20 protein-coding genes and 2 tRNA genes are annotated in these 24,564 nt (G+C 49.7%); 9 read left to right on the forward strand and 13 right to left on the reverse strand.

Annotated elements, in window-relative coordinates:
- Positions 1-174: 174 nt before the first annotated feature.
- The 3 genes from AC4GL5_RS14260 to AC4GL5_RS14270 all read left to right on the forward strand — a co-directional run bounded on the left by AC4GL5_RS14260 (position 175) and on the right by AC4GL5_RS14270 (position 2,851).
- A tRNA-Met gene (locus AC4GL5_RS14260) sits at positions 175-251 on the forward strand.
- A gap of 211 nt (positions 252-462) precedes the next feature.
- Positions 463-2,679, forward strand: coding sequence for a CHASE2 domain-containing protein (locus tag AC4GL5_RS14265; protein ID WP_490383464.1), 2,217 nt, complete (start codon positions 463-465; stop codon positions 2,677-2,679).
- Positions 2,680-2,775: 96 nt separating this feature from the next.
- Positions 2,776-2,851: transfer RNA gene (locus tag AC4GL5_RS14270), tRNA-Asn, on the forward strand.
- Between the two features lie 215 nt (positions 2,852-3,066).
- On the opposite strand, the gene AC4GL5_RS14275 is transcribed toward AC4GL5_RS14270, so the two are convergent.
- Positions 3,067-4,359 carry a M18 family aminopeptidase gene (locus AC4GL5_RS14275; protein ID WP_490383465.1) on the reverse strand — a complete coding sequence of 431 codons (1,293 nt, stop codon included), beginning with the start codon at positions 4,357-4,359 and terminating at the stop codon, positions 3,067-3,069.
- Positions 4,360-4,688: 329 nt separating this feature from the next.
- Between AC4GL5_RS14275 and AC4GL5_RS14280 the strand changes: the two genes are divergently transcribed.
- On the forward strand, positions 4,689-6,737 hold the full coding sequence (locus tag AC4GL5_RS14280) for a carboxy terminal-processing peptidase (protein ID WP_490383466.1): 2,049 nt from the start codon (positions 4,689-4,691) through the stop codon (positions 6,735-6,737).
- A gap of 119 nt (positions 6,738-6,856) precedes the next feature.
- On the opposite strand, the gene AC4GL5_RS14285 is transcribed toward AC4GL5_RS14280, so the two are convergent.
- Entirely contained in the window at positions 6,857-7,573 is a 717-nt protein-coding gene (locus tag AC4GL5_RS14285; RefSeq protein ID WP_490383467.1) for a class I SAM-dependent methyltransferase, read from the reverse strand.
- Between the two features lie 135 nt (positions 7,574-7,708).
- Positions 7,709-8,044: a DUF1820 family protein gene (locus tag AC4GL5_RS14290; RefSeq protein WP_490383468.1), complete on the reverse strand. Its 336-nt coding sequence runs from the start codon at positions 8,042-8,044 to the stop codon at positions 7,709-7,711.
- 288 nt (positions 8,045-8,332) lie between these two features.
- Between AC4GL5_RS14290 and miaB the strand changes: the two genes are divergently transcribed.
- The 5 genes from miaB (at position 8,333) to lnt (ending at position 14,083) form a co-directional block, all read left to right on the forward strand.
- Positions 8,333-9,676, forward strand: coding sequence for a tRNA (N6-isopentenyl adenosine(37)-C2)-methylthiotransferase MiaB (gene miaB / locus AC4GL5_RS14295; protein ID WP_490383469.1), 1,344 nt, complete (start codon positions 8,333-8,335; stop codon positions 9,674-9,676).
- Positions 9,677-9,858: 182 nt separating this feature from the next.
- Positions 9,859-10,974, forward strand: a complete 1,116-nt coding sequence (locus AC4GL5_RS14300; protein WP_490383470.1) for a PhoH family protein — start codon at positions 9,859-9,861, stop codon at positions 10,972-10,974.
- Positions 10,975-10,977: 3 nt separating this feature from the next.
- Positions 10,978-11,439 (forward strand): rRNA maturation RNase YbeY, encoded by a 462-nt coding sequence (gene ybeY, locus AC4GL5_RS14305; RefSeq protein WP_490383471.1) that lies wholly within the window; start codon positions 10,978-10,980, stop codon positions 11,437-11,439.
- Positions 11,440-11,486: 47 nt separating this feature from the next.
- Positions 11,487-12,335, forward strand: coding sequence for a CorC family transporter (locus tag AC4GL5_RS14310; RefSeq protein WP_490383472.1), 849 nt, complete (start codon positions 11,487-11,489; stop codon positions 12,333-12,335).
- A 185-nt stretch (positions 12,336-12,520) separates the two neighbouring features.
- On the forward strand, positions 12,521-14,083 hold the full coding sequence (lnt, locus tag AC4GL5_RS14315; protein ID WP_490383473.1) for an apolipoprotein N-acyltransferase: 1,563 nt from the start codon (positions 12,521-12,523) through the stop codon (positions 14,081-14,083).
- Between the two features lie 199 nt (positions 14,084-14,282).
- On the opposite strand, the gene ccoG is transcribed toward lnt, so the two are convergent.
- The 10 genes from ccoG to AC4GL5_RS14365 form a co-directional block, all read right to left on the reverse strand.
- The gene (gene ccoG, locus AC4GL5_RS14320) at positions 14,283-15,746 is read right to left on the reverse strand and encodes a cytochrome c oxidase accessory protein CcoG (RefSeq protein ID WP_490383474.1); all 1,464 of its coding nucleotides are present in this window, start codon (positions 15,744-15,746) and stop codon (positions 14,283-14,285) included.
- A 511-nt stretch (positions 15,747-16,257) separates the two neighbouring features.
- Positions 16,258-16,404 carry a hypothetical protein gene (locus tag AC4GL5_RS14325; protein WP_490383475.1) on the reverse strand — a complete coding sequence of 49 codons (147 nt, stop codon included), beginning with the start codon at positions 16,402-16,404 and terminating at the stop codon, positions 16,258-16,260.
- A 333-nt stretch (positions 16,405-16,737) separates the two neighbouring features.
- The gene (locus AC4GL5_RS14330) at positions 16,738-17,517 is read right to left on the reverse strand and encodes an MBL fold metallo-hydrolase (RefSeq protein ID WP_490383476.1); all 780 of its coding nucleotides are present in this window, start codon (positions 17,515-17,517) and stop codon (positions 16,738-16,740) included.
- 87 nt (positions 17,518-17,604) lie between these two features.
- Positions 17,605-18,618 (reverse strand): hypothetical protein, encoded by a 1,014-nt coding sequence (locus tag AC4GL5_RS14335; RefSeq protein WP_490383477.1) that lies wholly within the window; start codon positions 18,616-18,618, stop codon positions 17,605-17,607.
- A gap of 17 nt (positions 18,619-18,635) precedes the next feature.
- Positions 18,636-19,517, reverse strand: coding sequence for a 4-hydroxy-tetrahydrodipicolinate synthase (dapA, locus tag AC4GL5_RS14340; RefSeq protein WP_490383478.1), 882 nt, complete (start codon positions 19,515-19,517; stop codon positions 18,636-18,638).
- A gap of 311 nt (positions 19,518-19,828) precedes the next feature.
- Positions 19,829-21,100, reverse strand: coding sequence for a TRAP transporter large permease (locus AC4GL5_RS14345; protein ID WP_490383479.1), 1,272 nt, complete (start codon positions 21,098-21,100; stop codon positions 19,829-19,831).
- Positions 21,101-21,105: 5 nt separating this feature from the next.
- On the reverse strand, positions 21,106-21,645 hold the full coding sequence (locus AC4GL5_RS14350; RefSeq protein WP_490383480.1) for a TRAP transporter small permease: 540 nt from the start codon (positions 21,643-21,645) through the stop codon (positions 21,106-21,108).
- Between the two features lie 71 nt (positions 21,646-21,716).
- The gene (locus tag AC4GL5_RS14355; protein WP_490383481.1) at positions 21,717-22,691 is read right to left on the reverse strand and encodes a TRAP transporter substrate-binding protein; all 975 of its coding nucleotides are present in this window, start codon (positions 22,689-22,691) and stop codon (positions 21,717-21,719) included.
- 131 nt (positions 22,692-22,822) lie between these two features.
- Positions 22,823-23,521, reverse strand: a complete 699-nt coding sequence (locus tag AC4GL5_RS14360; RefSeq protein WP_490383482.1) for a fumarylacetoacetate hydrolase family protein — start codon at positions 23,519-23,521, stop codon at positions 22,823-22,825.
- Between the two features lie 11 nt (positions 23,522-23,532).
- On the reverse strand, positions 23,533-24,564 hold the full coding sequence (locus AC4GL5_RS14365; RefSeq protein ID WP_490383483.1) for a cupin domain-containing protein: 1,032 nt from the start codon (positions 24,562-24,564) through the stop codon (positions 23,533-23,535).

Below are 24,564 nucleotides of genomic sequence, written 5' to 3' on the forward strand. Positions count from 1 at the left end.
GAGGTTCATCGGGCGCTGTAAAAAAGTGTCAACTTATATCAGGACTAGACATTATTCATGCTATCTCGTTGTTTTCTTGGAATTTATTTTTAATTTCAACTTGACAACCATGCGCTGTGTGAAGATAATTTGCGCCACTTGTTAGCAAGCCTTCAGGTTGCAAATATCAAGTCTGGCTATGTAGCTCAGTTGGTTAGAGCACAGCACTCATAATGCTGGGGTCGCAGGTTCAAGTCCCGCCATAGCCACCATATTTAAAAAGCCGCTTCAACTGAAGCGGTTTTTTTTCGTCTGAAGTTTTTTCTCATCACCACAACCCCGCCATTCCGCCACAAAGCAAACCAACTCGACCCTTTGGCCATGTTGCGACCTGCTTATCGGATTCAACACGTCAGATATCCCATCATGCTGCTTCTATAGTATGCTCAGAAAAAACAATCACCCGACAAAGACCCACCCACCATGGATTCGTTAAAAAAAGCTATTTTTCCTCTGATCCGCCCCCTTGGCAGCCTCATGATTCTGGCTGTCTTTTTGCTGCATTCAATCGGTTACTGGAATATCGGATTATTTAATCGTCTGGAGCAGATTGCTTACGACATCCGAATCAATATGACGCTACCTAATGAAGGAGACCCCCAAATTCTTATCATTGATATTGATGAGGATAGCTTGAGAGAGATCGGCCAGTTTCCATGGCCAAGGGAGTATGTTGCTGAATTGCTGTACATCCTTTTTGGGGAATATGGCATCAGTACGCTGGGCTTTGATATTGTTTTCCCTGAACCAGACCGACGAGGAGCCATGGAAGTACTGCAACGGCTTCTTGAAGAACAACCAGAGCTCACAAAAACTATCTCGCCACTCCTCAAGTCTATGGACGGCGACCGACAACTGGCCGAGCTCCTCAGCCAGACCCCAGCAGTCATGGGTTTTTATCTTGACCGCGAATCGGAAGAAGAAACTCCCTCTGTTGGTGTACTTCCTGACCCTCTGCCTATTAATAGTCCTATGCCACCCAAACTTCTACCAATACCTAAGGCAGAGCGATTCTCAGGCAACCAACCAATTCATCAGGCAAATGCGCTGACGGCAGGATTTTTTGATAACCCCCTGGTAGACCAGGATGGGGTTTTCCGGCGGGTGCCGATGATCCAGGAATACAAGGGGAACTACTACCAGTCACTATCACTGGGGGTCGTTCGCAGCGTATTGGGAATGCCTCCTGTGGAATTCGTTATGAGTGGCGATGAGAGCAACCCTATTCTTGAAGCTCTGGATGTTGGCGGCTTTCGTATTCCGGTCGATAACCAGACCGGAGCACTGGTACCCTATTACGGTGGCCGGGGAACCTTTGAATATATCTCAGTGATTGATATCTTTAATCAGTCGGTTCCGAAAGAGAAACTTCAGGGCGCAATTGTATTACTGGGAGCCAGCGCGCCGGGCTTGCTGGACCTACGAACCACACCGGTACAAAGTGTTTATCCCGGTGTAGAAGTGCACGCAAACCTGATTGCCGGTATTCTGCACCAATCCTTTAAGCATCAGCCAACCTACACCATTGGCGGTGAAATTCTGGTACTGACTTTCCTGGGCCTGCTGCTGACCTTCACGCTACCCCGGCTCAACCCTCTGCCAATTCTGATCGGCTCATCCCTGATATTTTCCGGTATCTGGTACGGCAACCTGCTGCTCTGGACCGATTACAAATGGGTCTTCCCATTGGCAACACCGGTACTGCTCAGTGCTCTGATTATTGCCTATCAGCTTGCTTACGGTTATCTGGTTGAGTCCCGGGGCAAGCGCCAGCTAACCCGTCTCTTCGGCCAGTACGTTCCTCCTGAGCTAGTGGACGAAATGAATGACGACCCTGGCAGCATCTCGCTTGAAGGTGAAAGCCGGGAGATGACCGTACTCTTCTCCGATGTCCGCGGCTTTACCACCATCTCTGAAGGTCTGAATCCTGAAGAACTGACCCGCCTGATGAATGCCTTCCTGACACCAATGACCGGTGTCATTCATGAGTATCGCGGCACCATCGACAAGTACATGGGCGATGCCATCATGGCATTCTGGGGCGCGCCATTAAGAGATCCTATGCACGCTAAGCACGGCGTTGAAGCGGGTCTTCGTATGATTGAGATCATGAAAGAGCTTGGGCCTGAGTTTAAAAAGCGTGGCTGGCCGGAGTTGAAGATTGGTGTTGGCCTGAACACCGGCCCAATGAACGTCGGCAACATGGGATCTGAATTCCGCATGGCCTATACCGTTCTTGGCGATGCCGTAAACCTGGGCTCACGCCTTGAGGGGTTAACCAAGCAATACGGTGTTGATCTGATGGTCAGCGAGACCACTGCACAGGCTGCTGACGACTACCTCTACCGCGAGCTTGATCTTGTTAAGGTTAAAGGCAAACATGAACCAGTGGCCATTTTTGAGCCTATTGCTTTAAAGGAAAAGGTCGACGACGAAACACAACAACGGCTGAACCGTTACAAAAAGGCCCTGACTCACTTCCGGGCACAGGAATGGGGCTATGCTGAGCGACTGCTCAAAGCGCTACAGGCTGAGGAAGAACGCGTGATTTATGCTGTCTATCTGGAAAGGATTGAGCTTTACAGGGAAACCCCTCCAGGGGCCGACTGGGATGGTGTCTTTACACACACAAGTAAATAAAAGACGTTAACTCATTAAAAAGTTAGAGTTTTTTTCAAAAAAAACTTGACCCGTTTTTAAAGATCCCTATAATGCATCTCGAAAGTTGAGCACAGTTCCCTGATAGCTCAGTTGGTAGAGCAGTAGACTGTTAATCTATTGGTCGCAGGTTCGAGTCCTGCTCGGGGAGCCAACTTTCCAAATCCGGCTAAAGGCCGGTTTTTTTTCGCCTGAATTTTCTCCCTTCCTGTACAACTGTAGACACCTTATTCTAAAAAAACCTTTGTTACCTGGTTGCTATTATCCTGTCGCGTATTGCATTAAAGTGAATACCAACAAAACAAAGGCCGGAGTGTAACCTCCAGCCTCTGAGATAAACCAAGAATGCCTCACAAATTTTAAAAAGCATCAAATCTCTTTCAGACCGTTAAAACACACCAAGACTTCGTAAAGTTTGAAAGCATCACGGCTCCCCGCCAACTCCCTAACAGAATGCATGGCAAATTGCGGAACACCGACATCAATAGTCCGGACACCGAGCTCAGCGGATGTAATAGGTCCAATGGTACTACCACAAGCCAGATCGCTACGCATAATAAAACTCTGGACATCAACGCCGGACTGCTGACAGGCCAGCTTAAACCAAGCCGAACTCTCACTGTTGGTAGCATAACGCTGGTTGGCGTTCAGCTTGATCACAGGCCCGGCATTCAGCAAAGGGGCATGATTATTATCATGATAACTGGCGTAGTTGGGGTGAATGCCATGAGCATTATCACAGGAAATCATCATAGAAGCGGCCATCATCTGCTGATAACGCTCTTCTGTTCCGGCAATACGCTTAAGGACCGACTGCAGAAAAGGCCCCTGAGCTCCGGAAGCACTTAGACTGCCAACCTCTTCATGGTCATTACAGACCAAAAGCGAGGGAAGATCGTTCGAACTGCTCAGTAACGCCTTAAGACCAATGAAACAGCTGAGAAGATTGTCCAGCCTGGCTGAAGCGATGAAATCTTCTTTGTAACCGATAAGCGCAGCAGGCTGAGTATCATAAGCCAGGCACTCGTGCTCCAGAATTTGGGCAACATCAGTGACACCCTGGGCCTTCAATTGAGAGGTTAAAAGATCATTGAAGCTTAATGCATCATCATCCTGCTGCATCAAAACAATTGGCAGATGGGTCTGCGCGTTAATAGCAACACCGCTGTTTGCTTCCCGGTTCAGGTGAATAGCCAAGTTCGGTACGGGCCCTACAGGGCGCTCAAAATTAACCAAGGCTTGTTTAACGGTTCCCGATTCAGACCGATAAGACACCCGTCCTGCAATCGACAGATCTCGATCAAACCAGGTCGACAGCAATGCACCACCATATACCTCAATACCCAGGCGCAAATAGCCCTGCCCTTTCAAATCGGGATTAGTCTTCACTTTAAGACAAGGACTATCAGTATGTGCGCCCGACATTCGAAAACCTGTTTTAGCGGCCTCGACATCCTCTGGCAAAGTAAAAGCAATCATCGACGACTGATTGCGTGTAACCACGTAGCGACCACCAGGCTTCAGCGACCAACTGTCTCTTTCCTGAAGCACTTCAAACCCTGCCTCAACACACTCATCCAGCATATTCTTTGTGGCATGAAACGGTGTAGGCGAGCGATCAAGAAACGTCAGCAATTGCTGATTAAAGTCATTCTGAGTCATGGATACCCCGGAGGAAAAATAAAAGTCAGTCTCAGCCGTTGCAGTTCTTAACTGAACCAAAATGGACGGCATGGTGTACTATAACAAAATTACTTCTTCAGATGACCTCTGAACCCCTGAACACAAATCCGACACTACGATTTGCCTGTTCAGTCGACTTAAATGGTTTTCGGCCTTGATTATCGGGGAACTGAAACCATATTCTTTGTAAGTCATAGAGTTAGCTCTGAAAAATGGTGTGCTGGCAGTTCAGTTAGCAAACATACAAATTAAAAGATCGCTACAGGTTTTCTTCAGTTCCGAAGCAGACCTCCGGCCCGGAGAGTTGAATGATAACCACGGTTACCCGCCACCTGCTGCTGCCCTTGTTGCTGGCCAGCAGCTTAATCTTCAGCAATGCCTATGCTGACGTACTTGCACCAACCAAAGAACAGCAACAAGCCGCTCAGGATATTGTTGAGCGGCTGAACTACGGCCACTATCGCGAAGTTGAACTCAACGACCAGCTTTCCGAAGAAATTTACGGTCATTTTCTGGAACAACTGGATAGCAATAAAGCCTATTTCACCCAGCTTGAAATAGAGACATTTGATCGTTACAAATTCCGGCTTGATGATGACCTGAAAAAAGGCGATCTCACCGCGGCATTTGAGATCTACAACCTCTATCAGGAAAAAGTCACAGCCCGAATTAAAAGCCAGCTCGAACTTCTGGATCAGTTTCCGGATGACTATGAATTCAAGCGTGATGATGCGTTGATGATCGACCGGGAAGATTTTGCCTGGGCGGCCAGTAATGATGAGCTGGACAAACTTTGGAGTAAACGGCTGGAGAATAGCCTGCTGAGCCTGAAGCTTTCCGGTAAAAGTCTGCCCGACGCCAAGAAGACTCTGAAGCGCCGTCTGGAAAATCAGATGAAGCGAATCACACAGACCCGGGATGAAGATGTTTTCCAGATCTACATGAACGCCTACACCCAACTCTATGACCCTCATACCCAGTATCAGTCGCCTCGCAGCTCTGAGACGTTCAACATCCGTATGAAGCTGTCGCTTGAAGGTATTGGCGCACTACTCCAGACCGAAGATGAGTTTACTAAGGTTGTCAGTCTGGTCCCAGGTGGCCCGGCAGCTCAGGCCGGCGAACTGAAACCCGCCGATAAAATCGTTGGTGTCGGTCAGGATAACGAAGAGATAGTTGATGTGATCGGCTGGCGACTTGATGAGGTGGTTGACCTGATCCGAGGTCCAAAAGCCAGTACTGTACGCCTACAGGTTGTACCTGCCAATGCGACGGACAACGGCCAGACCAAGATTATCTCCATTGTTCGCAACACCGTTAAACTGGAAGATCAGGCTGCCAAAAAATCGATTGTGACCCTGAAGGAAGACGGCAAAACGAAAAAAATCGGTATCATTGATATTCCGGCTTTCTACGTTGACTTTGATGCCTGGCGACAGGGCAAGGAAGACTATCGCAGTACAACACGCGATGTTCTGAAACTGATCCGTGAACTCCAGTCAGAAAAGATTGATGGCCTTGTCATCGACCTGCGTAATAACGGTGGTGGCGCGCTCCAGGAAGCGAATTCTCTGGTTGGCCTTTTCATTGAACGTGGTGCAACCGTACAGGTTCGTAATGCTGAAGGCCGCATCGATATCCTCGGTGATCCGGATCAGAGCGTCGCTTACGATGGGCCCTTAGCCGTTCTCGTAAACCGACTGAGCGCCTCCGCTTCCGAGATTTTTTCCGGAGCTATTCAGGACTATAAACGCGGCATCGTTATTGGTAGCCAGACCTTCGGTAAAGGCACCGTTCAGTCTGTTACGCCTCTCGATCATGGCCAGTTAAAGCTGACCCGCGCTAAGTTCTATCGAATTTCAGGTGAAAGCACCCAGCATATGGGCGTTGTCCCGGATATTCAGTATCCAAGCCTTGTGGATGCCAACCAGGTCGGTGAAAGTTCGCTGGAATTTGCCCTGCCGTGGGATAAAGTTCAGGCTGTTCGCCATAAAGAGTACAGCCCACTGCAACTTTGGCTTCCAGAGCTTAAAGAGCGCCACAAAGCCCGGGCCGAAAAAGATCCTGATCTGAAATATCTGGCCGCGCAACAAGCCCTGTTCGAGGAGATGCGCTCAGTAAAACAGGTCAGCCTGAATGAAGCGGCCCGTAAGGCAGAAAGTGAACGAATTGACGCCCAACAGCTGGCCCTTGAGAACCAGCGCCGGCAGGCAAAAGGTCTTGAGCCCATTGAAAAACTGAAAGAAATACCAGATCAGAATGAAGATCCTAACGAGGATATTGAACTGGTTGAGAGTGGTCGTATCCTGCTGGATATCATTGAACTCTCAGAGGGAGCTATGGCAAAGGCTGATTAAACATTTTCTGCCATAACCTTAAAAGCCCCAATAGCCGGATTATCGCTATTGGGGCTTTTATGTAATGGCCGGGAGCCGTTAGTACGCCACAACGATCCCTAAAGTAGCAGAACGAAGGGTCAGAGCCCTGGACTTTTTCGTTTCCGGCCAGCTACCGACTTCAACCCTTTACGCAGCATACGATAAACGACATCCGTCACCTGACGATCATCTTCCTCAAGACGAGCACACGACTCAATCTCAAAATTAGCTCCGAAGAGCCACTCAATCTCATCCGCTTCAACCGAAAAAGGCGGGCCTGAAGGTTTTGCATGCTCCAGACTCACCAGTAACATCTCTACCGCCGGAGACAACATCTGCGCCAGATGAAACGCGTAGCGATGGCGTTTAGCTTTTGGTAAAGCAACCAGAGAGGCTCTGTCGTAAACAGCCGTAACATCAAGCATATGCTGACGATGGAGGTGAAAAAAATCACCACAATACAGCCGATACGGGCCTGCCTCGTAACAGCATAACCGATCAGCAATCTCCTCATGTACGGGATCCAGCCCTTGAGCCGCAAAAAAATCCATCACGGCACGCTCGCTAAGCTCTACACCAATAACCTGCCATCCCTGCTCTGCAAGCCAGACCATATCATTGGATTTGCCACACAGGGGGACAAAGACCACCCTGGCTTTCTGTTCTAAAGTCGCGGCCTGATCCTCAGAATCTGTTGATTCTCTGAGTTTTTCAGGAAGGTTGTTCCAATAGGCAGGCAAGGCCGGATGAACGTCGTCCTGATGGAAACCAATTCGACCTTCTTCCCATCGCTGATGCCAGAATGCTTTATCCATACTGAATTCCACTGTTCAGGTCTTTTCACCCATGGTGAACGAGCCTGTTACAAAAATCATTGCTGCTTTAGACCAGTGCAGAGACCTTAGACACCGGAAGAAAGATCATACAGCGTCTGGGTTAAATTGACAGGCTCACGAGCCCGGCGGAACAGGGGCCGGACGACCAGGAAAGTGAGCAATGTTACCATCGGAGGTCCACTCACTGACTTTCGGCACCCCTTCTCGCTCAACCTCATCAATCCGAACAATTGAGTTATAAAGAATATAGCTGCGCTTTACCCCGGCAAACTCCTGCTTAAGCTTGTCCTCGCTGGGATCAATCACAAGCTGACTGCGTACCCCAAAAACACACGCCTCCACCTCCAGAAAACCAAACAGATCGCTCTGGAAAACCTGTCGGGCATAAACTTCAAAGACTTCATTCTTGTTCAGAAAAATAACCCGATACATTGTCGAAGAATCAGACATAAATGCTCCTCAATTGATTCCGCAACCTGAAGACAGTAACCGCCTCAGCGCTTGAATTTTATCCACTGCATCCCCAAATAGCCCTCTCTATTTGTGGGCAGAGTCAGGCATTACAAGACCACTAACGACACAGTTTTGTCAGCTGAGATTTCACGGCTGAGTTTTTCACTGCAAGACCTATGCGCTAGAGCTGTCGACTCGTATAATGGTGCGTTTTTATCCGCAATGAGCAACCGTTGCGCTTTAACTCCGTACTTCTTTCCGTACAAAAACGAACAGGTGTTTTCCATGGCTAAAAAGTTATTCATCAAAACCCACGGGTGTCAGATGAATGAATACGACTCCGCTCGTATGGCTGATCTTCTGGGTGAAAGTCACGACCTGGAGCTGACCGACAACGAAAATGAAGCAGACGTTGTCCTGCTGAACACCTGTTCGATCCGTGAAAAAGCCCAGGACAAAGTATTTCATCAGCTGGGCCGCTGGAAAAAACTGAAAGAGAAGAACCCGGATCTGGTGATCGGTGTTGGCGGCTGCGTCGCCAGTCAGGAAGGGGATAACATCCGTAAACGTGCCAACCATGTTGATGTGATCTTTGGCCCTCAGACCCTGCACCGTGTTCCTGAGATGATTGACGCGTCCAAGCAGAACAAGATCTCGGTAGTAGATGTTACCTTCCCGGAAATTGAGAAATTTGACCGTCTGCCAGCACCCAAAGTGGAAGGTGCCACCGCGTTTGTTTCCATCATGGAAGGCTGCAGCAAATACTGTACGTTCTGCGTGGTGCCTTACACCCGTGGTGAAGAGGTTTCCCGTCCGTTTGAAGATGTGGTCGCAGAAGTGGTGCATCTGGCGGAACAGGGCGTGCGTGAGATCAACCTGCTGGGTCAGAACGTCAACGCTTACCGCGGTCATAACGAAGAGAGCGAAGAGATCGATCTGGCCGAGCTGATCAGCTTTGTCGCAGCCGTTGATGGCATCGACCGTATCCGCTTCACTACCTCTCATCCGGTAGAGTTCAGCGACAGCTTGATCGAAGCCTACAAAGATATTCCGGAATTGGTCAGCCACCTGCACCTGCCGGTTCAGAGCGGTTCCGACACCATTCTGGCAGCGATGAAGCGCGGCCATACCCGGGATGAATATATCAGCAAGATGGAGCGTATCCGCGCTAACCGTCCTGATATCAGCTTCTCATCTGACTTTATCGTGGGTTTCCCGAACGAGACCGACCAGGACTTTGAAGACACCATGAACCTGATCGCACAGATCGGTTTCGATCACTCGTTCAGCTTTATCTATAGCCCGCGTCCGGGTACTCCGGCTTCCGATATGGAAGACAACACGCCGGAAGAGACCAAAAAACAGCGCCTGAAGATTCTGCAGGACCGTATCAACCAGCAATCAATGCAGATCTCCCGTCGTATGGTGGGCAATGTGGAACGTATTCTGGTAACCGGTTTCTCTCAACGTGATCCCGGCGAATTACAGGGCCGTACTGAGAACAACCGTGTGGTGAACTTCCGCACTGAAGATCCAATGGAACTGATCGGGCGCTTTATCGATGTGAAAATCACCGAAGCCTTCCCGAACTCTCTGCGCGCAGAACGAATCGATAGCCTGAGCTACTAAACAGAAGCCCGAGCGCTGGAGCAACAATGCCAGGACAAGCGGCCACCGTGACCGGTAGCCGCCTGTGAAGCGGGTCAAAACCGGTTCCGCTATACTGAATTCTAAACCCATGATGCTTTAAGCCTTTTGTCACACCCGTGAGTCACACTGACAGTCAACCAAGGTCACTCAGGGTCAACAGGATGCAGGCAATTACAGGTAACGCTTTGAACAATAACAGCCAAACCCATATTTTAAAGCTCGACTTAGAACCCAATGACGCACAGCGTCTGGCCAATCTTTGCGGTCTGCACGACGAACATCTGCGGCTGATCGAAAGCCGGATGAACATCATCATCCGCAACCGCAGCAACCAGTTTCAGCTGGCCGGTGAACTCAACCTGGTCAAAGCAGCAGCCAGCCTTCTGGAAGCGCTTTATCAGGACACGGCTAAGGAAGAGCTGACTCCAGAGTCAATTCACCTGCACCTGCAAACCTCAGGCATTACCGAGTTGGTCAGCAATCAACAGGATAGTGAAGGTGCTGCAGATGAATTTATCTCCCTGCGCACACCTAAAGGCTCCATCAAGCCCCGCGGGCCTAATCAACAAAAGTATGTACGCACCGTTCTGACCAACGATATTAACTTTGGTGTTGGCCCGGCAGGTACCGGTAAAACGTATCTGGCTGTAGCCTGTGCGGTTGAAGCTCTGACCAATGACGAAGTCCGTCGTATTCTGCTGGTGCGCCCTGCGGTTGAAGCGGGAGAAAAACTGGGCTTTCTGCCCGGCGACCTCTCACAGAAAGTCGACCCCTACCTGCGTCCGCTTTATGATGCGCTATACGAGATGCTCGGTTTTGAGCAGGTTGCTAAGCTGATTGAGCGCAATATTATCGAAGTGGCACCTCTGGCTTATATGCGTGGTCGTACCCTGAACAACGCCTTTATCATTCTGGACGAGAGTCAGAACACCACACGGGAGCAGATGAAGATGTTTCTGACCCGTATCGGTTTTGGTTCCACCGCTGTTATTACCGGTGATGTGACCCAGATCGATCTGCCGAAGGGGCAGAAATCCGGCTTGGTTCATGTGTTGGACGTACTGGATGGCGTTGAAGGCATCGGTGTTACCCGCTTCGACTCCAAAGACGTTGTGCGCCACCCGATGGTTCAGCGCATTGTTGAAGCCTACGACAAGCATGAGACCGAAGCTGAAATTAAAGAACAACAGGCCAGAGAAGCCCGGGAAGCCGCCCGCAAGGAAGCATTGAAAGAAGCGCTCTCCGAGGCTCAGGATTCATCGGATAAACCGGATTAAGAGATGACAGAAGCTGTGATAGATCTTCAGGTTGCCTGCGACAATAGCAACCTGCCAGCTGAGGCCGATTTCAAACGCTGGGTAGAGAAAGTTCTGGCAGCTCACGAAGATACCGGCAACGAAGTGACCGTTCGTATTGTCACGCCGGAAGAGAGTCAGCAGCTTAACCATCAATACCGGGGAAAAGAGAAGCCGACGAATGTCTTATCTTTTCCTTTTGAATCACCACCGGAACTTGAATTACCCTTACTGGGCGATCTGATCGTCTGTGCGGATGTCGTCGCACAGGAAGCGGTCGAACAGAATAAAGCCCTGGAAGACCATTGGGCACATATGATCATTCACGGATGCTTGCATTTACTGGGATATGATCATATAGAAGAAGAGGAAGCCGAAGAGATGGAATCTCTTGAGATAGAACTTCTGGCAAGCCTCAATATAAAAGATCCCTATCATCTGGACTAAACCATCCACTGGCCACAGAGAACGGGACATAAAGGAATCACACGACAATGAGTGAAGACCGATCGAGCAACGGTCAGGGTCAAAGATCCTGGCTTCAGAATATTATGACCTCCCTGACCGGCGAACCGAAAACCCGCCGTGAGCTTCTGGAATTTATCCGGGATGCAGAACAGCGCCTTCAGCTTGATGCTGAAGCGATGAACATCATCGAAGGCGCATTGCAGATCAATGAGATGCAGGTTCGGGATATCATGATTCCTCGTTCGCAGATGGCTGCAGTCAAAGACGGCCAGCAACCGGAAGATTTTCTTTCCCTGATTATCGACTCAGCTCACTCCCGTTTCCCTGTAATCGGTGAAAACCCGGACGAAGTGATCGGTATTCTGCTGGCAAAAGATCTGCTGCCATTGATTCTGAAGCGGGAACCCGGTGCCTTTAGTATTCGCGATATTATTCGTCCGGCGACCTTTATTCCGGAATCCAAACGCCTTAACAGCCTGCTGAGTGAGTTCCGTGTTAAACGTAACCACATGGCCATTGTCGTGGATGAATACGGTGGTGTTGCCGGCCTTGTGACCATTGAAGACGTTCTGGAACAGATCGTGGGTGATATTGAGGATGAACATGACATCGAAGAAGATGACATGGACATACGGGCGATCAGCGATGGCCAGTTTATCGTTAAAGCACTGACCCCGATTGAAGATTTTAATGAAAGCTTTGGCACTCATTTTAGTGATGAAGAATTTGATACTATTGGTGGTATCGTGATGCAGCGCTTTGGCCATCTGCCAAACCGTAACGAAACGACTATGCTGGAAGGTCTGGAGTTTAAGGTTCTGAATGCTGATAACCGACGCATTCGTCTGCTGCAGGTGAACACCCATAGCGGATAACACCAGAAGACCAAGAGTCAATGCATACAAATACCGATGCTCTAAACATCGGTATTTTTTTGCCCGTTATTCAGATATAACAGAGGTTTCAGCTGATTTAAGTCATTAGGAAATCTACATGTTTTCAGCGAGATAGCCTTTTGATACGCTGCCTGATACGAAAAACTAATGGACTCAATCAGGTCATGGCACTGACAGGCGTTTTCCAGAACCTTTCCAATCGACAGGGACTTCATCGTTATCTGCTGGCAACTCTTTCCGGCTGGCTTATCCCTCTATCTTTTGCCCCCTATAACTACTGGTTTATTACCCCCTTGGCGATCTGTCTGCTACTGATTGCCATGAAAGCGGGCCCATCTGCAAAAGCGCTTAGCGGACGCTTTAAAGTAAATTTTACTTTAGGGTGGTTCTTCGGCTTAGGCCTTTTCGGCAATGGGGTTTCCTGGGTTTATGTCAGTATTCACGACTACGGCTATACCGGTGTGCCCCTCGCAATGCTGCTGACCACTATCTTCGCTATGGGGCTGGCGCTGTTACCCGCCTTACAGATCGGCCTGTTTCAGCGTTTCTTCTCCCGAGTATCTCCCGTATGGGGCTTCCCCGCTCTTTGGGTCCTGTTTGAGTGGCTCAGAAGCTGGCTTCTGACCGGCTTTCCCTGGCTTTACCTGGGCAATAGTCTGGTGGATTCACCCTTGGCAGCCTGGCTACCCATCGGCGGAGTTTATCTGGCCAGCTTCCTTCTGGTGATGACAGGCAGCCTTTTATTTCAGCTGACTCAGCAAAAGCTCAAACTGCGGACTCTAACCGCTTGGTTTGTTTTAATTTTTGCCGGTGCCCACCTGCTGAACAACATTCAATGGACCGTGCCCTCAACCAGAGGCGCAATAGAGGTCGCACTGGTTCAGGGCAACATTGACCAGAATGAAAAATGGCAGCCTCAATACCGACAAAAGTTCCTCGAGCTCTATTACAATCTGACACTGGATGTACAAACCAGCGGCCTTGTGGTTTGGCCTGAAACCGCAGTACCCGTACTCTATCGATACTCCCACGGCTATTTTGATCAGGTAATGGCAGACCTGCCTTCAGGTACCGCCCTGATTACCGGCATTCCTCAGCAGGCGAATCCGGACAGCAGCGCCCCCCCTCAATACCACAACAGCATCATGGTCAAAGGTGCCGGTAATGGGCTATATCAGAAGCAAAAACTGGTGCCCTTTGGTGAGTATGTTCCCCTCGAATCCTGGCTGCGCGGCGCCATTAACTTTTTCAATCTGCCGATGTCGAATTTTGCCGCTGGCAGTAGTGACCAACCCTTACTAAACGCCAAGGGGCTTCAGATTGCACCTTTCATCTGCTATGAAGTGGTTTACCCAGAGTTTGTACGCCATCAGGCACAACAAAGTGATCTGCTGATTACCATTTCAAATGACAGCTGGTTTGGTCATTCTGTCGGCCCCCTGCAGCATCTGCAGATGGCACAGGTGCGGGCAGCAGAGAACGGTCGCTACATGCTACGGAGCACAAATAACGGTGTCACGGCAATCATAGATCCACGAGGCCGCATTGTAGCCAGCGCGCCCCAATTTGAGCAGGCTATTGTGCGGGGTGAAGTACATGGTATGGTCGGGCAGACACTTTTCGCTCAGTTCGGTAGCCTGCCGTTGCTGATCCTCTGTACCCTGATCCTGCTCTTGCAGCTAAAACAGAGTCCTCGTCGTCAGTCTGATTTGCATCTGTTCCACTGATGAAGCCCTTTTTCAGATACATTTCCCACTTAAGACATTGATAAGAACCAATTTTAAATAGCCAACGTAAAAAGGGCTGAAGCATAACGCTTCAGCCCTTTTCCTCAGCCGGCTGGCGTTACCACCAGCACCGCTACTACCTGCCATTATGCCAGACCGGCTATTTTTCTGATCTTCTATCCGTTAAAGGGTCGGTCCATCACCGACTTCCGGTCAGGAAAGTGGTGGTTTTCTCCACCCGGGAAACGGGCATCTGCCCATCAGGAGTCTCCACAATAAACCGTATCTCCTGAGCCAAACCTGATGGCTCTGGTGCGCAAACACGATAAGCCCGCCAGCCCGCATTATTGTCATCCAGATTCAGGCTTTGATCACCGTAAAGCGTTATGCCATCGAGGCCTATCGTACTGATCAGAACACGCTGAACACCTTGCTGATACCCTTCCACTTTAATCTTGTAGTGGTTACAAATCTGACGGTTATCCAAACGGGTGTAGAGTGCGCCACGATCACGACGAATCTCAAGCAAGAGATCTTTGGTCTGAGTAAAGCCCAGCATAACAGCTCCCAGAGCCAGCACCATAACAGCCGCATAGCCCGCAAGCTTGGGCCGAATGAGCTTCTGTCTACGCTCATGACCTGCAGAATCAGAAAGCTCAACTTCAGAGGCAAAACGGATTAAGCCCCTCGGTTTACCGATTTTATCCATCACCTGATCACAGGCGTCAATACAGGCCCCGCAATCAATGCAGGCCGCCTGAAGCCCGTCACGAATATCGATACCAACCGGGCAAACCTGAACACAAATAGTACAGTCCACGCAGTCTCCCCCGGTCTTTTTATTGACCAGAGCGCCTGCATCGCCCACATCCGCAGCAAGGTTCAGCGCCGGGATTAGCTCCTCAGAGTTGTTCTTTCTGCGCAAACGACGTGGCTCCCCCCGTGCAGTATCATAACTGACCGTGCGGGTGTTCTGATCAAACATCACCCCTTGAAAACGGGAATAAGGGCACGCATGCAGACAGATTTTCTCCCGTACCAGCCCTGCATTTACATAGGTCAAAGCGGCCATCGTAATCAGCCAGCCCCATACGGCCAGAGAAAGATCGAATGAGAAAAAACCACTGAACAACTCTCTTACAGGCAGGAAATATCCGGTAAAAGTCAGTGCGGTAAACAATGAGAACGCCAGCCATAACAGATGTTTAGTCAGTCGCCTCACAAGACGCTTGCCCGTTAAAGGTAAACGATCATTTTTGGCCCGCTGGCTCGCCTTGCCTTCGGTCAACCGCTCGATACGGATAAACAACCAGGTCCAGATACTTTGTGGGCAGGCAAAACCACACCAGACCCTACCCCAACCAACCGCCATAAAAAACAGCAGACAGGCTCCGGCAATCATCAACCCAGCCATTAAAGGAAGGTCATGCCATGAAAGCTGACCACCAAACAGATAAATCCGACGCTCCTCAAAAGAGAACAGAAGCAATGGCTGTCCGTTCCACTGCAGCCAGGCAAGCAGAAAGAAAGTAATAATCAGAGGTGCGCTGACCAGTCGTCGCCAGTTCTGAAAACGCCCCTCAGTCAGGCGCACATAGAATTTTTGCGGTTGCTCAATGATTTCCGAGTCAGAGCGCACTCGGTTAACAGGAATTTGCTGCATGACATCATCTCTAGGTTTCAGGTAATAACTGCAATCCAGTTCGACGCAGCATACTGAGTAAAGACAATAAGGATCAGGCCTAAAAAATTTAATTTTAATAGGTACAGATTTTGGAATGCGTTTTCCTGGTTCCACACCAATAGTGCACATGCAGCACAGATAACGCACCAAGTTAGCGCAGCGATGAATCCGAATTTATAAGAAAAACGTGCCAAATAAGACTTTAGACGCATACCAAGAAATGATAAGCGCATAACCAATTGATTAAAAAGGATTTATTATTATTGGCACAAGCTATGCAAATTAAGAGATGTCCAACGCAGGACTTGGTTGTTAGTACTTAGCTTATTATTCAAGGCGTTTGCCTTTTGAATCCGCGTTTATCGCTGCTGTCCCCAGTATCGATAAACGCTTTTTTTTGCCTGCAGAAAAGCAGCCAATAGCAATTGATAAAAAAAGCCCGGAACCACTGCTGTGGCTCCGGGCTAATAACTGAATGATTCCTGGCTTCCTATTCCGGTGCGATTGGATCCGATGCGATTGAGTAGAAACATTCAGCATCTAACCCCTCGGTGAGCCAGGTGGACTCCCAGTCAACCACGTTTTCCATATCTGAAATCCAAAGATCCAGAACCTCAAACTCTTCCGAATAATACATGGCAAGATATCCTCCCTCTGCCTATGAATTAGCGTGTCTTTTCACCAAGACACACTGTGAGTATAGAGGGTTTCAGCATTCGGCAAGTTTTTTAAGAGCCGCTGAAGGCCCTATAAACAAAGGGCCTGTGTGCCATTTTCAAAAAACTATAGTATTACCAGTTGCTTAGGATTTTCTTAAGAAAGGTGATTTTTTTGTGACACTCTGTGAAACGGCAGTGCAGCAATTTCTGAACAGAAATACTTTTCAAGCGGTGCTAGATTCTGCATCTGCTCCGATCAAAAAAACCTGCGAATTTTCGGGCCGGTAGCATCACCACAGAGGCTGGAATAATCAGAAAGCAGCCCGGAGACTCATCCAATGCAACCCCTCTTCCTGATCAATAGCCGGAATCTCTTCAGCATCACAACCGAGACTATGAGCCAGGCTCTCTTTGGCCAGCAGCTCAGTGTTGTTTTTATCGCTGATATGAGCGGCAACAACATGCTGCAGCTTATCATGCTGTAAATCACTTAGAAGAGCCTGAGCCTGGCCGTTACTCAGGTGCCCATAGGCACCTCCGACCCTGCGCTTAAGCTTTGGTGGGTAAGGCCCATGCTGGAGCATCTGGGGATCATGATTGGTTTCAAGAATCAGTGCATCACAACGGGCATAACAGTGGCGAATATGGGGTGTAATACTGCCCAGATCTGTTAATACGCCTAAACGGGTATCCCCGTCACCCACAATATACTGAATTGGCTCTTTCGCATCATGGGGAACCGGAACCGGTTCAATCTCCAGGTCGCCAATGGCAAATTTCTTATGGCTACTGATAAGGCGCAGGTCAGGCACCTTTCCCAGGCGGTCAGTGAGATAAGTTCCATGGCTGCAAAAAACCGGCATGCCACTGGCCCGGGCGATTCGGCCAACGCCACCAATATGGTCGCCATGCTCGTGGGTTACCAGAACGCCATCAAGATCCTCCAGCGACAACCCCAAACGTTCCAGACGGGTACGGGCGTCTTTAACCCCGAAACCGCAGTCGATCAGAATACGGGTGGTGTTTTTTTCGATCAGGGTGGCATTTCCACGGCTACCACTACCGAGGGAGGCGAAGCGAATTGCAGTCACAGCATTATCCGAAGCAAAAACGCCCCGGGACCTCAAAGGTCGGGGCGAAGTCATACAGCAAGATGTTTTAAGCCGGAACTCAATACATCAGTTCAACAGTTTACGAACCCCGGCCAGAATCTGACGGGCTGTACGGGAGTCAACGGCGCGTCCGTTCTGCTGAACCCGGATCGATACAGGGGAAGAGCCTGTCAGTACCAGCTGGTACTGGTATTCAGGCCCTGGTCTTGAGGCCCAGCGAGTCAGAATACTGCTGCGCTCCTCTTCAGGAACCCAGATCAGTGTAAACTCTCGCTTAGCGGCATCTGAGGATAAGAGTTTCTGTTCATTTTCCTGAAACTGCTCCGTTAATAAAACGTCCAGACCAATCCAGGTACGGTCAGCCTCGGTACCCAGCTTCAGAACAGGATCCTGACCACCAGCAGACTGCAGAACCACCGTCTTTTCACGGCTGATATTCTGCGCCAGCAAAGAAACACTCTGAGAACCGACCTCCTGATCAGCCAGCCCTGAGCTGATCTGGCTTAATAAGGCTTTAGCGGAGCTATCTGTTCGAACCTCTCCCTGTTGATTTAACAGTTCCAGATCACTGAAACCGCCCCGAATCCCCTGACGCAATTTAGCCGAAACCGGTTGAGCATTAATCTGAGTATCAGGCACAAACCGAATACGACCTGTAGACGGGTCTGCGGTTTTTACAGCCCAGTTCAGCAGTTCAAACTGGCGCTGTAACATTGGCCAGGCCACAGCAGGATCATTGGAGATTGAGAGCCAAAGACGGGAAGAAATGCCTTCTGTTCCGGCAAACTCACGCACAGCTGACGGGGGCAGATCCTCATCAACAACAGGCAACGCATCAGGGCGCGGCACGATGAACTCATCATCAAGCTTTTCCTGTGCAGCAATATCCGGCAATGGCATCGCTTGTTTAAAATCAGCAGCATCTGCGGTCGCCGGCAGACTGATCGCCGGATACTCTTTAGCATCCACGTAGTCTGTTTTACGATCGTAGTAGTAGCCGGAGGAACTGCAGCCAGCTAACAGAAAGCCGGTCAGCACAAGGCTGCCGGCTGTCAGTTTATTCAAGTCCTTTCTGGACATTATGACTTCCCGATCAGTTATCCGATGATTCCGGCGTGTTGCAGCGCTTCACGCACGGTTGCATGGTACTGCTCAGAAAGAACGGTCAGCGGTAAACGAATACCGGTTTCCATCATGCCCATTTCAGCAACAGCCCACTTCACCGGAATCGGATTGGATTCAACAAAGAGTGCGCGGTGCAGAGGCATCAGACGCGTATTGATCTGGTGTGCGGTAGACGCATCGCCATTCAGAGCAGCAGCACACAGCTCAGACATCTGGCGTGGCGCAACGTTCGCGGTTACCGAGATATTGCCGTGACCACCCTGCAGAATAAAGTCGGCGGCGGTCAGGTCATCACCAGAGAACATCAGGAAGTCAGAACCTTCCAGACGATCCATCAGCTCTTTACCGCGCTCAACATCACCGGTGGCATCTTTCAGGGCAACAATGTTGTCCAGCTTGCTCAGGCGAACTACCGTCTCGTTGTGCAGATCAACCGCAGTACGACCCGGTACGTTATACAGGATAACCGGCAGATCGCTGGCTTCAGCAACCGCTTTAAAGTGCTGGAACAAACCTTCCTGAGTGGGTTTGTTGTAGTAAGGCGTTACTGACAGGCAGTAGTCCGCGCCCACTTTTTTAGCAAACTTAGTCAGCTCAACGGCTTCAGCCGTGTTGTTAGCACCGGTGCCCGCAATAACAGGAATGCGACCGTTAACCTGCTCAACAACCTTTCGGATGACGTCAAAGTGCTCTTCAAATGACATCGTGGTAGGTTCACCTGTCGTACCTGCTGCAACAATCGCATCGGTACCGTTCTCCAGATGGAACTCAACCAGACGATGCAGTGCTTCCCAATCGATAGCTCCCGAGGTGGTCATTGGGGTTACCAATGCAACAATACTGCCTTTGATCATCTGTTGTCTCCGAAAAAAACGCGAAAAAAGCGAAAGGCCTAATGGTACTTTTGCCCTTGTCCGAACACAAGCACCCTCATGGGGGTATACGTGAATTGGTTTAATGAAATTGTTATCGATCTAGCTCAGAAACGATCAATTTTTTGCACCGCCTGAGTTTTAGCGCCATGCCTGATAAAAAGCAAAAAACAAAGTTTCTGAATGCGGCCCCCACTGAACGTCTGACCGGTCTGTTTTACAGACACCAAAAAACCCGGAAGGATAACCTTCCGGGAAGCACGAGAGGAAAGCAATGGCTGCTTTCCAATGAATCAACCCATCTGCTGAAGCAGCAATAAAGACAACTCAGGTACCGCTGCGATCAGTAACATGCAGGCAAACATACTCGCCAGAAATGGCAGCATCGCCCGAAACAACTGCCCCATAGGTAGCTGAGTCGTCGACATTGCAATATAAAGCCCAGGCCCAACGGGTGGCGTCACCAAACCAATCAGCGTTGCCAGACTCACAACAACACCAAAATGTATCGGATCAATGCCGTAAGAAAGTGCAGCAGGCAGGATGATCGGGATAATCACAATCATCACGCTGATACTTTCCAGGAACATCCCCAGTAAAATCACCAGAAGATAAACCATTAAAAGAAAGGCTAAAGGTGAATCGGTCAGACCTGTAATAGCATCGACCATACGATCCGGAACACCTTCAAAGGAGAGTGCCCAGCCAAATACGGAAGCCACTGCGATAAGCCCCGTAATCGTGGCAGTGTTAAGCGTGACACTTCTGAATACCGATACCAGATCTTTTAGTTTCAGTGACTTATAAACAAAGAATCCAATCAGAAAAGACAGTACCGAAGCCACAGCACCCGCTTCTGTGGGGGTCATCACGCCGGACAGGATACAGACAATCACAGTGATAGGAATACTGCCCGGCAGTAAACCGGCCAGCAGCTCACGGCCTATTTTCCGATGCGGAAGATGCTCTCCCTTTGGTAAACCGGTGATGACACCCGTCAGAAAGATGACAGAGGCAAAACCCAGAATAATAAGCAGGCCGGGGAGAATTCCGGCAATAAAGAGATCCGAGATCGGCTGATAGGCAACCACCCCATAAATAATCATCAGCATTGAAGGTGGGATAATGGGACCCAGCAAGCCCCCAGACATGGTCACAGCCGCTGCAAACTCTTTCTTATAGCCTTTCTCCACCATGGTCGGCACCATCAGGCGACTCATCACCGAAATCTGAGCCGTTGCCGATCCCAGGATCGAAGCAGCCATCGCATTAGTCAGTAAGTTCACATAAGCCAAACCACCCCGAAAACCACCCACAAAAATATCAGCAGCATTCATCAGCCTCTGAGTAAGCCCTCCACGGTTCATTAACTCCCCAACCAGCATAAAGAGCGGTATCGCTAACAAGCCATTCTTATTCAAAGCACCATAGAGCTGAATCGGCAACGAGCTCATCAGAACAGTCAGGTCGGTCTGAAACAGAAAAACCAGTGTTCCCAAAAGTAAAACAACAAAAATCGGCAGCCCGATTAACAGACTGACCATAAAAACGGATAAGGTAAGCATAGGGATTAACCTTCTTCTGGCAGACTGAGTGAGGCATCAGAGTGCATATGAGGCTTACCGGTAATGAGCTTTACCAGCAGATGCCAGCTCATCAGATAAAAGCTCACCACAACCAGCAGGTAGTTGTACCAATTCGGTATCCCTGTGGTTGGCGACACATCCAACTTTATTTCCGGCTGCAAAATCCATTCGGTTGCAACCCAGCAGAAAACCAATAGCGTCGCCAGACCCAGTACACGCAAACCCAGCTCGACCTTGTCGGTTGTCCCTTTCGGCAGCAACTCAAGAAGAAAGTCCACCTTGATCATATTGCCCTGATGAATGAGATAACTGATTCCCAGAAATGTCACCGAAATCAGCAACTGTACTGAGACTTCCTCAGCCCAGAATAAAGGCGCGTTAAAGAAGTAACGAAGAATCACCTGACAAACCAGAATCAACGTCAGGGCAAACATCATCAGAACCAGTAACAGTGACTCAACCCGTGCAATTTCATTGTCCACGCGATGCAGTGCGCGGGACATTTTTTTATATAAAGTCGCCATAACAATTCCCCGGATAACCCCATAAAAGGGTTCTGCAGTGTTCAAAATCCGGGCCTGAGGCCCGGACAGTATCAGCGCTGGGCGCTTTTCAGAAAGCCGCTAATTTCCGGATGATCGTTAACATATTCGGATCGGATCCGGTGGCCGACCTGCTCCAGCGCATCACCGTCCAGAGCACTAACCGTTACACCAACAGACTTCAGAAACGCCAGATTTTTCTTTTCTGCCGCGATTTGTTGCTGATAGCCCCAGCTTTCAGCTTCCTTGAAGGCTTTAATCACCTGCTGCTTTTTCTCATCGCTCTGGGTGTTCCACCATTTCTCAGAAGCAACAACAACACCAGGGAATGCCATATGATTGGTCAGGGTAAGATAAGGAGCCTGCTGATACATTTTCAGACCCACAACGATATCCAGATCGACATCAACACCATCAAGCAGGTTTGTCGTCAGGGCTGGGGAAACATCGCTAATCGCCAGAGCTGTTGGGGCCGCACCCAGATCGCTCCACCACTGACTGAAGAGCTTATTAGGGAAAGAACGTATTTTTTTGCCGGCAAAATCATCGGTGGTTTTAATTTCTGAGGTCGACAACAGGTGGCGCATACCCGCCATGGTGTAACCCAGTCCTACCAATTTATGTTTTCTCAGCTCAACCAGCATTTGCTGAGCTTCCCGAGACTGAGCAACTTCTGCAGCATGAGCTACATCCCGGAAGATATAGGGCATAAACCAGGCGTTCATGGATTCCGAACGGTTGGATAGTGATCCGGCGGTCAATACAGCAAATTGAATAGACCCGGCCTGTAGCATAGCGATCATTTGGTTATCCCCTCCGAGCTTGGAGAGCGGATAAATACGCAAAGAATCTTTATTGTTTGTCGCTTCTTTCAAATTGTCGTTAAAACGCTCAGCGACTTTGTGCCAGATATGACTTGGCGGAGTCACATGACCCAGACGTAAGGTTTGCGCCTGAGCGGTTGCGGACACAGATACTGCCAGCATTGATGTAGCGATTAAGGTAAGCCATTTCTTTATTGTTATCATGGTGGAACCTCATTGATTGTTTGTTACTTATCGGGATGCCCACCGAAGCGCCCTGCTTCAGGGAAAGCTGGGAGCGCTCCGGCAGACAAAGTGATTCCGGAGAAGCCAGAACTCTCTTCCCCAGAAAACGGTCAGCGAATATTCAGTTCAATATCACCAACACCTTTGATATGGCCAAGAATCTGATCACCACGCACGACAGGTCCGACCCCTTCAGGCGTACCGGTGTAAATAAGATCCCCAGGTTGCAGGTGGTAGAACTTAGTCAGATGAACCAGCAACTCTTTTACATTCCAAATCAGCAGGTTCAGATCAGAGGATTGCTTCACCGTACCGTTAACTGACAGCTGAATATCACCCTCTTCAAGCACACCTAAATCGCCGCGCTTCACAATCGGGGACAGTACTGCGGATGCTTCAAAATTCTTACCCAGATCCCAGGGACGACCGGTTTCGCGAGCTTTTAACTGCAGATCACGTCGGGTCATATCCAGACCACAGGCATAACCAAAGATCATCTCTTCAACCTGATCCTCAGTGACCTCAAAACCTTCTTTACCAATGGCCACTACAAACTCCATCTCATAGTGGTAATTGGCGGTCTGGGGCGGGTAATCAACCGTTGCACCACTTGGCACCAGAGCAGAGGCATCCTTTAAAAAGTAGAAAGGCTCCTGCTTTGACTTATCAACAGTGACCCCCATCTCCGTAGCATGGGCCAGATAGTTACGGCCAACACAAAAGATACGACGTACAGGAAAGCGGGCATCGTCACCTGAAATTTCTGCGGTGATGATATCTGCAGCTGGAAAAACAAGAGTTTGAGACATAGGAGTTCCCCTTAGAAAATTCCGAGATATTGATGAAGAGGCTCTTCATCGGCAGTGATAAGAAATGCAGGCTGATCGCTACTGTTATTTTTCAGTGTAATGTCGCTATAACCGGGAACCGCCAAGGTATCCTTTGCCTGCCAATCAAGCGTTTTGTTATCCAGGACAAGCTGGCCAGAGCCCTCAATGCCATGGAAAACACAGGCGGTTGTGCGTTTCGGCAACGCCAGGGTTTCACCCGGGCGGAGCATAATTGCGCCAAATCCGATGCTCGGGAAAAGACTGCTGCCGTTTTCAGGATTGACATAACTGATCCGCAGCAACCCTTCTTTGAGGTCTTTAGCCATCTCAACCAGACAGTCCCGGGTTTTGCTCCACGGATAGCGCAGCATTGGCGTTTCCTGCTCGCCACGGGAGAAATTGATGTTGGGTACAATACCGGCAGCACTATATTCGGCGTAAGATTTGTCCCGATTCCGCCCCTGATCCTGAGGCTCACCTTCAATCGCCCAAGAGCCTTCAAGCTGATAAATCAAAGGCAGATCCAGCACATCCAGCCAGACAATTGGGCCGCTGCCTTCGTGGTGATGCTCATGCCATTTTCCGGCAGGGGTCAGAATCAGATCACCGCGCTCCATTTTGCAGGGCTCACCATCAACCGTGGTATAAGCGCCCTCGCCTTCCACGATGATGCGAACAGCGTTGGGGGTATGACGGTGATTGGGGGCAGTTTCTCCCGGCAGAATCAGCTGCAGCCCCAGATAAATACTGGGCGTTGCCTTCATGTTTTCCAGACCATGTCCGGGGTTTGCCAATACCAGAACCCGACGCTCTGCTTTTTCCATCGGGGTTAATTCACCGGCCTCCAGCAGCAAAGGGCGAACCGTTTCATAGCCCCAGGTCATAGGCTGAGTGTTCCGGCTGGGCACCTGATAGGGCAATACCGCACGCATGCTCGGCCACAGAGGGACCAGATTACGTTCAGTCAGGTCATCGCGATAGCGCGCGGGCAGTTCATCCAACGTTCCAAGTGATAAAGTCAT

The sequence above is a fragment of the Oceanospirillum sp. genome (genome assembly GCF_982874595.1).